General features: G+C 60.8%; 11 protein-coding genes. 8 read left to right on the top strand and 3 right to left on the bottom strand.

All coding sequences use genetic code 11. From position 1 onward, the window contains the following. Positions 1 to 19 precede the first annotated feature (19 nt). The 8 genes from G0Q00_RS00785 (at position 20) to G0Q00_RS00750 (ending at position 7,728) form a co-directional block, all read left to right on the top strand. Positions 20 to 460, top strand: a complete 441-nt coding sequence (locus G0Q00_RS00785; protein ID WP_163035507.1) for a paraquat-inducible protein A — start codon at positions 20 to 22, stop codon at positions 458 to 460. A 55-nt stretch (positions 461 to 515) separates the two neighbouring features. Further along, the gene (radA, locus tag G0Q00_RS00780) at positions 516 to 1,883 is read left to right on the top strand and encodes a DNA repair protein RadA (protein WP_163035506.1); all 1,368 of its coding nucleotides are present in this window, start codon (positions 516 to 518) and stop codon (positions 1,881 to 1,883) included. A gap of 51 nt (positions 1,884 to 1,934) precedes the next feature. Then, positions 1,935 to 2,516, top strand: a complete 582-nt coding sequence (locus tag G0Q00_RS00775; protein ID WP_163038204.1) for a CvpA family protein — start codon at positions 1,935 to 1,937, stop codon at positions 2,514 to 2,516. A gap of 174 nt (positions 2,517 to 2,690) precedes the next feature. After that, positions 2,691 to 4,142 (top strand): amidophosphoribosyltransferase, encoded by a 1,452-nt coding sequence (purF, locus tag G0Q00_RS00770; RefSeq protein WP_163038202.1) that lies wholly within the window; start codon positions 2,691 to 2,693, stop codon positions 4,140 to 4,142. A 38-nt stretch (positions 4,143 to 4,180) separates the two neighbouring features. Continuing rightward, positions 4,181 to 4,834, top strand: coding sequence for an SDR family oxidoreductase (locus G0Q00_RS00765; RefSeq protein ID WP_163035505.1), 654 nt, complete (start codon positions 4,181 to 4,183; stop codon positions 4,832 to 4,834). 130 nt (positions 4,835 to 4,964) lie between these two features. Further along, complete coding sequence (gene surE / locus G0Q00_RS00760; protein ID WP_163035504.1) at positions 4,965 to 5,762, top strand: 5'/3'-nucleotidase SurE; 798 nt, start codon at positions 4,965 to 4,967, stop codon at positions 5,760 to 5,762. After that, the gene (locus G0Q00_RS00755) at positions 5,759 to 6,427 is read left to right on the top strand and encodes a protein-L-isoaspartate(D-aspartate) O-methyltransferase (protein WP_163035503.1); all 669 of its coding nucleotides are present in this window, start codon (positions 5,759 to 5,761) and stop codon (positions 6,425 to 6,427) included. The genes surE and G0Q00_RS00755 overlap by 4 nt, the downstream gene beginning before the upstream one ends. A 122-nt stretch (positions 6,428 to 6,549) precedes the next feature. After that, a complete protein-coding gene (locus tag G0Q00_RS00750; protein WP_163035502.1) occupies positions 6,550 to 7,728 on the top strand; it encodes a M23 family metallopeptidase in 1,179 nt (392 codons plus the stop codon). A gap of 115 nt (positions 7,729 to 7,843) precedes the next feature. On the opposite strand, the gene der is transcribed toward G0Q00_RS00750, so the two are convergent. The 3 genes from der to G0Q00_RS00735 are packed head-to-tail and all read right to left on the bottom strand — an operon-like array spanning position 7,844 to position 11,411. Continuing rightward, positions 7,844 to 9,304, bottom strand: coding sequence for a ribosome biogenesis GTPase Der (gene der, locus G0Q00_RS00745; RefSeq protein WP_163035501.1), 1,461 nt, complete (start codon positions 9,302 to 9,304; stop codon positions 7,844 to 7,846). 59 nt (positions 9,305 to 9,363) lie between these two features. Then, a complete protein-coding gene (locus G0Q00_RS00740) occupies positions 9,364 to 10,713 on the bottom strand; it encodes a PQQ-binding-like beta-propeller repeat protein (protein WP_370458510.1) in 1,350 nt (449 codons plus the stop codon). A 59-nt stretch (positions 10,714 to 10,772) separates the two neighbouring features. Further along, a complete protein-coding gene (locus G0Q00_RS00735) occupies positions 10,773 to 11,411 on the bottom strand; it encodes a hypothetical protein (RefSeq protein ID WP_163035500.1) in 639 nt (212 codons plus the stop codon). Positions 11,412 to 11,610: the final 199 nt, after the last annotated feature.

The following is an 11,610-nucleotide window of genomic DNA, read 5'->3' as shown; positions in this document are numbered from 1 at the left end:
GAGAGCTTTCATAGTCCTCATGAAACTGCGTTACCTCAACCTCGCCCTCCTCATCGCCTTCCCTATCGCGTGGTTCGCACCCCTCATGCATGCCGGCATCAACCTGCCGCTTTTCGGCCTAAAAGAGGTCAGCGTCGTCTCGGGCCTACAGGCGCTGTGGGAGACAGACGTTTTGCTGGCCCTGCTCGTCACATTCTTTGCGGTCTTTGCCCCGATCATGAAGGTACTCGGGCTGGCGCTCATCCAATTTGGCATGATGCGCCGCCGGATGCTGCCCACGTTCAACATCATGGGCAAACTCGCGATGGCAGATATCTTCCTGATCGCGCTCTATATCGTTATCGTAAAAGGCGTGGGCTTGGCGAAGATCGAGACCGGCTGGGGCTTGTATCTGTTCACTGCCTGCATCCTGACCTCGATCGCGCTCAGCTTCGCCACCGCGAAACGGCAAAAAGCCTGACGCGGCAGCCACCTACCCCCTTGCGCACGCAGCCCCAACCGGGCAGAAATTCCGCATGGCAAAAGCTCAGAAAATTTATACTTGCTCGGCCTGCGGGGCCAGCTCTTCGAAATGGTCCGGTCGTTGCGAGGCATGCGGTGAATGGAACACGATATCTGAGGACACACCGCTAAGCGCGGGCCCTGCCTCGAAATCCTTGGGCGGCAAACGCGGCGCGTCGATTGCGCTGACCGATCTCTCTACCGAAGAAGCCCCGCCGCCACGCACCGAATGCGGCATGGGCGAACTGGACCGCGTCTTGGGTGGCGGTCTGGTGCCCGGCTCGGCCATCCTTGTGGGCGGCGATCCTGGCATCGGGAAGTCGACCCTGCTTCTGCAAGCTGCTGCACGTTTCGCGCAAGCAGGCCTGCCCACGATCTATGTCTCAGGTGAAGAAGCCTCGGCCCAAGTCCGCATGCGCGCGCAGCGGTTGGGATTGACCGACGCGCCGGTCCGGCTGGCCGCCGAAACCAATCTGCGCGATATCATGACGACGCTGGATGCTGAACGTCCTGCGCTTGCGATCATCGACTCAATTCAGACCATGTGGGCCGACAATGTCGACAGCGCACCGGGATCCGTCAGTCAGGTCCGCGCCGCCGCGCATGAGCTGACAACGTTCGCCAAGAAGCGCGGGATTTCCGTTATTCTGGTAGGCCACGTCACCAAAGAAGGTCAGATCGCTGGCCCCCGCGTGGTCGAACACATGGTCGACACAGTGCTCTATTTCGAAGGCGAGCGCGGCCACCAGTTCCGCATCCTGCGCGCCGTGAAGAACCGTTTCGGTCCAGCGGACGAGATCGGCGTATTTGAAATGACCGGCGGAGGCTTGTCCGAGGTCGTGAACCCATCGGCCCTGTTTCTGTCTGACCGCGAAGACCCGGCCCCCGGATCGGTGGTCTTTGCAGGCATCGAAGGCACCCGCCCGGTACTGGTCGAACTTCAGGCGTTGGTCGCGCCCTCTCCGCACTCGCAACCGCGCCGGTCGGTTCTGGGATGGGATAGCGGCCGCTTGGCCATGATCCTCGCAGTACTGGAAGCGCGCTGTGGCATCCCCTTTGCAGGGCTCGACGTCTATCTAAACGTCGCCGGCGGCATGAAAATCTCGGAACCCGCAGCGGATCTGGCTGTGGCGGCGGCGCTACTTTCCGCGCGCGAGGATGCCTCGATCCCCAAAGACACTGTGGTTTTTGGCGAAATCAGTCTATCAGGAGCGCTGAGACCTGTAGGCCAGACCGAAAACCGGTTGAAAGAAGCGCAAAAACTTGGTTTCACATCTGCGATAGCGCCAACACGCAGCAAAACCGGCTCGGGCTCCGGGCTGAGCATACAAAAGATGTCGGACCTGACCGGGTTCGTCGGAGACATATTCGGGGCCGGATAGGCTCAACAACAGGGACGGTATCGGGCCAAGACCCGAACCGAAGTGACGACAATGGAAGGTTTCACGCTGATTGACGGGATCGTGGCAGCGGTCATTCTTATCTCGGCAATTCTGGCTTATTCGCGCGGGTTCGTGCGCGAAGGCATGTCGATCCTGGGTTGGATCGCAGCAGCCGTTCTGGCCTATATCTTTGCCCCGCGTGCCTTGCCGCTGATCAAGGAAATCCCGGTTCTGAAAGACTTCATCTCGGACAGCTGCGAGTTGTCGATGATCGCAGCTTTCGCCGGCGTCTTTGCCTTGGCGCTTGTGGTCGTGTCGATCTTTACGCCGCTCTTTTCCTCGGCCGTGCAGCGCTCGGCGCTTGGTGGGCTGGATCAGGCGCTTGGCTTCATCTTCGGCGTGCTGCGCGGCCTTGTTCTGGTGGCGATTGCGCTGGTGGTCTATGACCGGATCGTGACGACCGACACCATCCCGATGGTGGATGACAGCCGCACCGCCAAGATCTTTGCCCGCACGCAGGATCGCATCAACGAACAGATCCCCGAGGACGCCCCCGGCTGGATCGTCGGCAAATACGAAGAGCTGGTCGGTGCCTGTTCGGGCGGATTGCCAACCACTGAGACCGAAAGCTGATCCAATCACAACGCGCCCCCGGGCGCGTTGTTTCGTTTCAGGGGGCAGAATTAATCGCCTCAGCACTGTGATAGTTTGATGACATGGCGCAGCCTCTCCAGTAAGAGAGGCCCAACGCCACGGAATCGGAGACCGCTGCTCATGTCCGACACCTCGCCCGCCTGCCCCTCTACCATGCCATTTGCGCATCCGTTTGATGACGACAAGCTGAAGGAGGAGTGCGGCGTATTCGGCGTAGTCGGCCTGAAAGACGCTGCCAACTTCGTCGCGCTTGGCCTGCACGCCCTGCAACACCGGGGACAAGAGGCTGGCGGCATCGTCTGCCACGACCCGGTTGAAGGTTTCAACTCGGCCCGTCGTTTTGGCTATGTCCGCGACAACTTCACCAAGGCCAGCGTGATGGAGACCCTGCCGGGTCCGCTGTCGATTGGCCACGTCCGCTATTCTACCGCTGGGTCGAAAGGCGCCGTCATCCGCGATGTGCAGCCTTTCTTTGGCGAGTTCTCGATGGGCGGTGCCGCGATTGCACATAACGGCAACATCACCAATGCCGACGCCCTGCGTAAGGAACTGATCGAGCGCGGTTCGATCTTCCAAAGCTCGTCGGACAGTGAATGCATCATTCACCTGATGGCCCGCTCGCTGCAACGCACCATCCCCGAGCGGATGGAAGACGCGCTGCGCCGGGTGGAAGGCGCGTTCTCGGTCGTTGCCATGACCCGTACCAAGCTGATGGGCGTGCGCGACCCACACGGGGTGCGTCCGCTGGTGCTGGGCAAACTGGGTGAAGGCTGGGTTCTGTCATCGGAAACCTGCGCGCTGGACATCATCGGCGCCGAGTTTATTCGCGAGATCGAGCCGGGCGAGATGGTCGTGATCACCGACGAAGGCGTGGACAGCAGCTTCCCATTCCGCCCGCAGCCCTCGAAATTCTGTATCTTTGAACACGTCTATTTCTCGCGTCCGGACAGCATTTATGGTGGCCGCTCGGTCTATGAAACCCGCCGCCAGATCGGTGTGGAACTGGCCCGTGAAACCCCGGTTGATGCGGATCTGGTTTGCCCGATCCCGGATAGCGGTGTGCCGTCGGCGATCGGTTACAGTCAGGAAAGCGGCATTCCCTATGCACTGGGGATCATCCGCAACCAGTATATGGGCCGGACCTTTATCGAGCCGACCGAGCAGATCCGCAACATGGGTGTGCGTCTGAAATTGAACGTGAACCGCGCGCTGATCCGCGGCAAACGCGTCGTGCTTGTCGATGACAGCGTGGTGCGCGGCACCACGACGCGCAAGATCAAGGACATGCTGCTGGATGCAGGCGCCAAGGAAGTCCACTTCCGCATCGCTAGCCCCCCCACCGCATGGCCCTGTTTCTATGGCGTCGACACGCCCAATCGCGAGAAACTGCTGGCAGCCAAAATGACTGAAGACGAGATGTGCGAACATCTGAAAGTCGACAGCCTGAAATTCATCTCGCTCGACGGGCTTTACCGCGCCGTTGGTGAAGCGGAAGGCCGCAAGAAAGACTGCCCGCAATATTGCGACGCATGTTTCTCGGGCGAATATCCGGTGACGCCTGCGGACCAGATTGAAAAAGGGTTCGAGCTGAAGGCGGCGGAGTAAAAAACGTCCGAGCCCCGAACTCTCTCAGTGAGACATCTATGACCGACACACAGAAAATCGCCCTCGTAACCGGTGCATCGCGTGGCCTTGGGGCCGCCCTTGCGCTGGAGCTGTCCAAAACCCATCACGTTGTGGCCGTGGGCCGCACTACGGGTGCCTTGGAAGAGCTTGATGACAAGATCAAGGCCGCCGGTGGCTCTGCCACGCTGGCGCCGATGGATGTGACCAACAAGGACGCGATGGCGCATCTGTGCCGCTCGATCCATGACCGTTGGGGGCCAATTGATGTCTGGGCGCATACGGCGATTTACGGCCCTGCCCTGATGCCGACCCCTGATCTGGACGACAAGGGGTGGACGCAGGCGTGGAACACGAATGTCGAAGCCACGCGCAACCTGATCTACATGGTCAACGCGCTGATGACCGATGACAGCACGGCGCTGTTCTTTGCCGATGATCATGCGGGCGAGAAATTCTTTGCGGGCTATGGTGCGACCAAGGCTGCTCAAGTCGCGATGGTGCGCAGCTGGGCAGCGGAAAACGCCAATATCGGCCCCCGCGTTGTTGTGGCGGAGCCCAAGCCTTTGGCGACCTCGATGCGTGGGCGGTTCTTCCCCGGCGAAGATCGCAGCAGCTTGGCCCCGGTCGAAGACGAGGCAAAGCGCATCCTGTCCGAGGCGAACCTCGCCTGAATTCTGGCCAGATCGCAACGGTTTTCATTTCGTGATCCCAAGACGGCCCGCTGTGCTTGCTGCACCGGCGTCCCTGCCCTATTGAATGGCAAAAGGCCACCAAATCTGGGCCGGGCGGAAAGGGCGAACCATGCGCATTCTCATCACCAATGACGACGGGATCAACGCGCCCGGTCTGAAAGTAGCCGAAGCCATCGCCCATCAGGTCGCGCAGGATCTGGCTGGCGAGAAGGCCGAGATCTGGACCGTTGCCCCTGCCTTCGAACAATCCGGCGTGGGCCACTGCATTTCCTACACCAGCCCCTTCATGATCGCTGAACTTGCGCCGCGCCGCTTTGCCGCCGAGGGCAGCCCCGCCGACTGCGTGCTGGCCGCGCTTTATGAAGTGATGCCCGAACGGCCCGATCTGGTAATCTCAGGTGTGAATCGGGGCAACAACTCGGCCGAAAATGCGCTCTACTCCGGCACGCTTGGCGCGGCGATGGAGGCCGCATTGCAGGGTCTTCCCGCCATTGCCCTGTCGCAGTACATGGGCCTCGGCACCAAAGATCTGGACAGCGTGTTTCAAGCCGCAGCCGCCTTTGGTCCCGAAATCGTGCGCAAGCTTCTGGAAAGTGGCCCATGGGACAAAGGCAGCAACTACCCGGTCTTCTACAATGTGAACTTCCCGCCCGTCGCTGCCGATCTGGTCAAAGGCGTGCGCACAGCCCCACAAGGCTGGCGACATGATGCGTTTTTCGGAACCGAGGCGCACCACAGCCCCTCAGGTCGCAAATTCCTGTGGATCAAGGGCGGGCCGCAAGCCACCCCGTCCGAGCCGGGCATGGACCTGACCCTGAACCTCGAAGGCTATGTCTCGGTCACACCAATGCGGGCGGACCTGACCGCGCATGATCACATTGCCACGCTTGAAGGTCTGTTTGAATGAACCAAGCTGACGGACAAGCCCCCGTTACATGGGACGCGGAACAGAAGATGCAGTTTCTGTTCGCACTCCGCTCGAAAGGTGTGACGAACCCGCGTGTCTTGTCTGCGATGGAAGAAGTCGACCGCGGACCCTTCGTACGTGGTGTCTTTGCCAGACGCGCCTATGAGGACATGCCCCTGCCGATCGCCTGCGGGCAGACGATATCGCAGCCATCGGTCGTCGGACTGATGACACAGGCCGCCAACATCTCGCCCCGTGACAAGGTGTTGGAGCTGGGCACCGGATCTGGCTATCAGGCAGCGATCCTGTCGAAGCTGGCGCGCCGCGTCTATACCATCGACCGCCACCGCCGCCTTGTGGCCGAAGCGCGCGAACTTTTTGAGGCGATGGGCCTGCACAACATCACCGCAATTACCGGCGACGGATCTCGGGGCCTGCCCGATCAGGCCCCCTTCGACCGCATCATCGTCACCGCTGCTGCAGAAGACCCGCCCAGTCCGCTCTTGGCGCAGCTGGCAGTTGGCGGTATCATGATCGTACCGGTAGGGCAGTCTGACACCGTTCAAAGCCTGATCAAGGTCACAAGAACCGAGACAGGGTTTGACTATGACGAGCTTTTGCCGGTCCGGTTTGTGCCCCTTTTGGAAGGGCTGGGGCGCGAGTGACGATTTTTCCCGCGACGGCGGGGTCAGGTTGGGATATCCCGGCCACAACATGACAAGGCCCGCAAAAAGGGTCACATGCAGAGCCTGACCAACAGGCCCATGAATTGAGGAAGAGACGAGCAATGCCACTCCACAGCACACCTGCGTGCCTGTCACCCCGTGCCGACCTGCGTCGCGGGACGAAAACACGTGCGACACTTCTTTTGGGATCACTTCTGGCGCTTTCTGCCTGCGGGAATTTCGACATGGATTTCCGAGGCCTGGCTGGCGGTGATCTGTCTACATCCCAAGCTGCACGGTCAGTCGGCACCGCCCAACGCCCGCAACCCGATGGCCGCGGCGTTATTTCCTATCCCGGCTATCAGGTCGCTCTGGCCAATCGCGGAGACACTGTCGCCGACGTCGCAGGTCGGATCGGCATGAACCCCGCCGAGCTGGGCCGCTATAACGGTCTGGCACTGGACGCGCCCCTTCGCGAAGGCGAGCTTCTGGCCCTGCCCCGCCGCGTGGCGGAACCTACGGGTGGCGTGATCAAGCCCGAGGGCGAGATCAACATTACCACGCTGGCCGGCGACGCCATTGATCGTGCGGGCAACACGCCGGCGACGACAGTAGCCCCCAAGGTCTCAGGCCAACAGCCGCTACGCCACCGCGTCGAACGCGGCGAGACAGCCTATTCGATCGCGCGCAGCTATGGCGTTTCGGTTCGGTCGCTGGCCGATTGGAACGGGCTGGGGTCAAACCTGACTGTCCGCGAAGGTCAGCACCTGCTGATACCGGTCAAAGTTGCCGCCCCTGTGAAAGAGACACGGATTTCGCCGCCCGGTCAGGGATCGGCAACCCCGCCCCCTCCGTCAGCTGCGGAAGCCCTGCCCAAAGACGAGGTGAAACGCCCTGCGCCAAAAGCGCCCGAGGCTCCAAAACTGGCCGACACCCGCACCCAGGCCAGCGCATCACAGATGTCGTTGCCCGTCGCAGGCAAAGTGACAAGCGCGTTTGACGCCGAGAAAGCAGGATACATCCTGATTTCGGCCAAACCGGGCGACCCGGTGAAAGCCGCCGCCAGCGGCACGGTGCGCCTGGTGTCGAAGGACGTCGAAGGGGAAGAGATCGTGGTGATCGACCACGGCAACGGCACCCAGACGGCTTATAGCTTCATTGGTGGGATCACGGTGAAGAAAGGCCAGAAGGTCAAACGCGGCCAACAGATCGCCGTGGCGACCAAGAACCGCTATAACGCGATCCAGTTCCTTGTGTTCAAGGGTACGGAACCCGTCGATCCAATGCCCTATCTGAACTGAAGCAGGGGCTCTGCCCCTCGCCCCGTACGGGGCTCACCCCGAGATATTTATGACAAGAAAAAAGGGGCGCCAATGTCAGGCGCCCCGTTTCTGTTGCGGTGTTCCAGCGCAGAATCTATTCGTCAGCGCGGCCTTTTCCAAGGTGCTTGCGTAGGCGCGACGGTGTTGATTTCTTGCGGTTTTTATAGGGGTTCTTGTCGCCCTGCCCACGCATGGTCAGACGGATCGGCGTGCCCGGCATGTCGAAGTCTTCACGCAGACCATTGATCAGGTAGCGCGAATAGCTGTCAGGCAGTTTGTCGGGGTGCGAGCACATGACGACGAATCCCGGTGGACGGGTTTTGGCCTGAGTCATATAGCGCAGCTTGATGCGGCGGCCGCCCGGTGCGGGGGGCGGGTGGGCCGAGACCATCTCGGCCAGCCAGCCGTTCAGATGCGCGGTTTTCACGCGGCGGTTCCACACGTCATAGGCACGCATGACGGCCTCGTGCAGGCGGTCCATCCCCCGGCCTGTCTTGGCCGAGATCGTGATCAACGGCGCACCACGCAGCTGCGGCAGCAGGCGGTTGAAGGCCTCCAGCAGACCTTTCAGCTTGGCCTGTTTCTCGGGCTCAACGTCCCACTTGTTCACGGCGATGACGACGGCGCGGCCTTCGCGCTCGGCCAGATCGGCGATGCGCAGGTCTTGCTGTTCGAAGGGAATAGCGGCGTCCAGCAGGACGACAACCACCTCGGCGAATTTCACCGCGCGTAAGCCGTCAGATACGGACAGCTTTTCAAGCTTCTCCTGCACCTTGGCGCGTTTGCGCATCCCGGCGGTGTCGAAGATCCGGGTCGGCGTGCCGTTCCAGTCGAATTTCAGCGAAATCGAGTCGCGGGTGATCCCGGCTTCGGGTCCGGTCAGCAGTCGTTCTTCACCGATCAGCTTGTTGATCAGCGTCGACTTGCCTGCGTTCGGGCGACCGATGACGGCGACCTGAAGCGGCTTTTCATTGGTGGGCAGCTTGGGGGCGTCTTCGTCGCTGTCGGCGTCCACATCGACTTCGGTTTCGGGCGCGGTTTCAGCAGCACGGGCTTCGAATTCTTTCGCGATGGGCTGCAGAGCTGACAGCAGTTCGCCCATTCCTTCACCGTGTTCGGCGGACATACGGACGGGTTCGCCCAAGCCCAGCGAATACGCCTCGATCACGCCTGCATCAGCAGCTTTACCTTCGGCCTTGTTGGCCCCCAAAATGACGTGAGCATTCTTACGCCGCAGGATGTCGGCAAACACCTCATCCGCAGGCAGGATCCCAACGCGGCCATCCACAAGGAACAGACAAGCATCGGCCATTTCCACCGCGCGCTCGGTCAGGCGGCGCATCCGGCCCTGAAGGCTTTCATCTGTCGCTTCTTCAAGCCCCGCCGTATCGATCACAGTAAAGCGCAGGTCCCCCAACCGTGCCTCGCCTTCGCGCAGGTCACGGGTCACGCCCGGCTGGTCATCCACCAGCGCAAGACGCTTGCCAACCAATCGGTTGAACAGGGTCGATTTGCCCACATTCGGGCGTCCCACAATGGCGAGGGTGAAGCTCATTTTGCTCCCCGTGTTTTGTCATGCGTCACATCAAGCGCCCCGCATACACGGTTTTTAACTCAGCGCAAAGCCAGAAGTTTGCCGTCGCGTGCCACCACATAGGCGACGCCGTTTACGACCACGGGGCGCGTGGCAGCTCCGCCGGGAATAATGACCTGTGCGATCTCGCTGCCATCTTCGGGATTAAAGCCACGCATGATCCCATCCGAAGACGCGACCCACAGCTTTCCACCCGCCAGAACTGGCCCGAGATTGGCGTGGATACGTTTGATTTTGCGGATTTTTTCCTTGGTGTAATACGGAAGGCGTGTGCCCCAGATACGTTCACCGTTTTTTGCGTCCAGGCGTACGATCTCATTTTCGTCCGACACTAGGAAGACAGAGCCACCGGTAACCCATACAGGGCTGACGGCGCCCTCTTTCGCGGTCCACAGGCGTTCACCCGACAAGTTCAGCGCAACAGTGCGCCCGGCCGAGTTTCCGGTATAGATCACACCGTTCTTCACGACGGGCTCGCCCGTGATGTCGCTGACCTGCGTATAGGCGCGGCCTGCGCGTTCACCTGCGATGATGCTGGACCACGTGCGCGTCCCGCCTTTCTTCAGGGCAGCCACGATTTCACCCGACCCGAAGGGAAGCAGAACCACGCGGTCCGTCACAGCTGGCGACGAGACCCCGACAACGCCGTCGTTGCTGGGGGTACCCGTCAAACGCCATTTTACCTTGCCGGTCGCCGCATCCATCGCCCAAGCCGTGTTATCACGGCTGACCACATAAACCAGTCCGCCCACGGCAGCGGGTGCACCCGATCCGGGCGCATCCATGCGCTGTCGCCATTTCACGTTGCCAGTTGCTGCGTCCAGTGCAGACACGATGCCAAAGCCGGAGGACACAAACAGAGTGCCATTCGCATAGGCCAGACCACCGCCCGACGCGTCATCCGAACGATCCGAGCCCGGCGTCAGGTCGCGCGCCCAAACGGTTGCACCTGCAGTCGAGGTCGCGACCACCTGCGCACGGCTGTCCAGCGTGAAGATGCGACCATCTGCCACCACGGGTTCTGCCGTGATGCGGTGCTTCCGGTCGTTGCCCTGACCAATCGAAGCACTCCAGATCAGTTGCGGGGTTGCCGACAAGGCAGCGTGCTGCACCTGATGCGACGGCGATCCGCCCAAATGGGTCCAATTTGCATGGTTCACCGCGCCCGGCAGGCGGATAGGACGCGCACCGTCCTTTTGTTCCGTTTCCGCCCGGGCAGCGATCGCTTCTGCGGCGGCGTCCGTCCCGAGGGTCTGGGGGTTCGGGCTGCGAAGGTCTTCACGCTCGCCCGGAAGGATATACTCAGGCGTAGAACACGCTGCCAGAATGCTCATCGAGGTCAGAAGCGCGGCGCTGAATTTAAATTTCACATTAACCCCCTAAAGGACTCTTATAAATTTCATCAAAGGCTTGCGGCAAAACCTGTTCCTCAGGATGCCTCGGGCGTGCCTCCAAGTGCAACAATCAACTGAGTTGCCCGACGACGCAAGGCTGTCGTCGCCTCATCGTCCAGCAGAAGGGACTGCAAACGGCTGACGGCCGCCTCTTTGTCACCGGCACGCAGTTCTGCCAAGGCCAATGCCTCTTCACCCAGAACACGATAGGGCGCCCCAGCCACAACGACAGGCGCAAGCAGGCTGCGCACTTCGTCCAGAGATACGGCATCATCCTGCATTTGCGCCAAACGCAGCATGGCAAGGTGGCGGAAATGATTTGGAAGCGACGCATCCGCGGCGATCTGCCCCAATGCATCAGCCGAAACTTCGACGTCATCGCCTGACATCAGCAGGTTCAGAACGGCATTTTGCTCACCCGCGCCCGCGACTGCTTGAAGGGCGGCGATTCTTTCTTGCGGATCTTCAATGCCTTCAGCCTCAAGAATGGCGTCGCCAAACGCTTGTGCGGCTGTCCGCTCGCTTGCCTTGCGCCACTCGTTATAGGCCGCACCACCTACCACGGCGACCACGGCCACAACCGCGATCCAGCCATAGCGGCGCATCATGCTATACAGCTTGTCCCGGCGAACCTCTTCGCTCACTTCATCAATGAAACTATCTGTGTCGCTCACGGGTTTGCCTCCGATTTCAGTCGCTTTCTTTTGCCCCAACGAAGCCCCAATGCCAAGGGGCATCAATCCGCCGGTACGATAAAGCAGTTTCGGCAATCCTTACCATCACAATCCGTGATCAAGTTCACCTAGGGGCAAGCTTGTTACCGCGAACAGGAATACCTATGTTCAAACGCAAAACATTACCCATCAGGAGGGG

Origin of the sequence: Aliiroseovarius sp. PrR006 (genome assembly GCF_010500215.1) — a bacterium.
GTDB lineage: Bacteria > Pseudomonadota > Alphaproteobacteria > Rhodobacterales > Rhodobacteraceae > Aliiroseovarius.
The sequence above is the reverse complement of the archived record's forward strand: the minus strand, read 5'-3'. Positions and strand labels throughout refer to the sequence as shown.

Bases quoted from the DNA above. Each gene is read 5' to 3' on its own strand.
- G0Q00_RS00785 (WP_163035507.1), top strand. From the start codon at position 20: ATGAAACTGCGTTACCTCAACCTCGCCCTCCTCATCGCCTTCCCTATC.
- radA (WP_163035506.1), top strand. From the start codon at position 516: ATGGCAAAAGCTCAGAAAATTTATACTTGCTCGGCCTGCGGGGCCAGC.
- G0Q00_RS00775 (WP_163038204.1), top strand. From the start codon at position 1,935: ATGGAAGGTTTCACGCTGATTGACGGGATCGTGGCAGCGGTCATTCTT.
- purF (WP_163038202.1), top strand. From the start codon at position 2,691: ATGCCATTTGCGCATCCGTTTGATGACGACAAGCTGAAGGAGGAGTGC.
- G0Q00_RS00765 (WP_163035505.1), top strand. From the start codon at position 4,181: ATGACCGACACACAGAAAATCGCCCTCGTAACCGGTGCATCGCGTGGC.
- surE (WP_163035504.1), top strand. From the start codon at position 4,965: ATGCGCATTCTCATCACCAATGACGACGGGATCAACGCGCCCGGTCTG.
- G0Q00_RS00755 (WP_163035503.1), top strand. From the start codon at position 5,759: ATGAACCAAGCTGACGGACAAGCCCCCGTTACATGGGACGCGGAACAG.
- G0Q00_RS00750 (WP_163035502.1), top strand. From the start codon at position 6,550: ATGCCACTCCACAGCACACCTGCGTGCCTGTCACCCCGTGCCGACCTG.
- der (WP_163035501.1), bottom strand. From the start codon at position 9,304: ATGAGCTTCACCCTCGCCATTGTGGGACGCCCGAATGTGGGCAAATCG.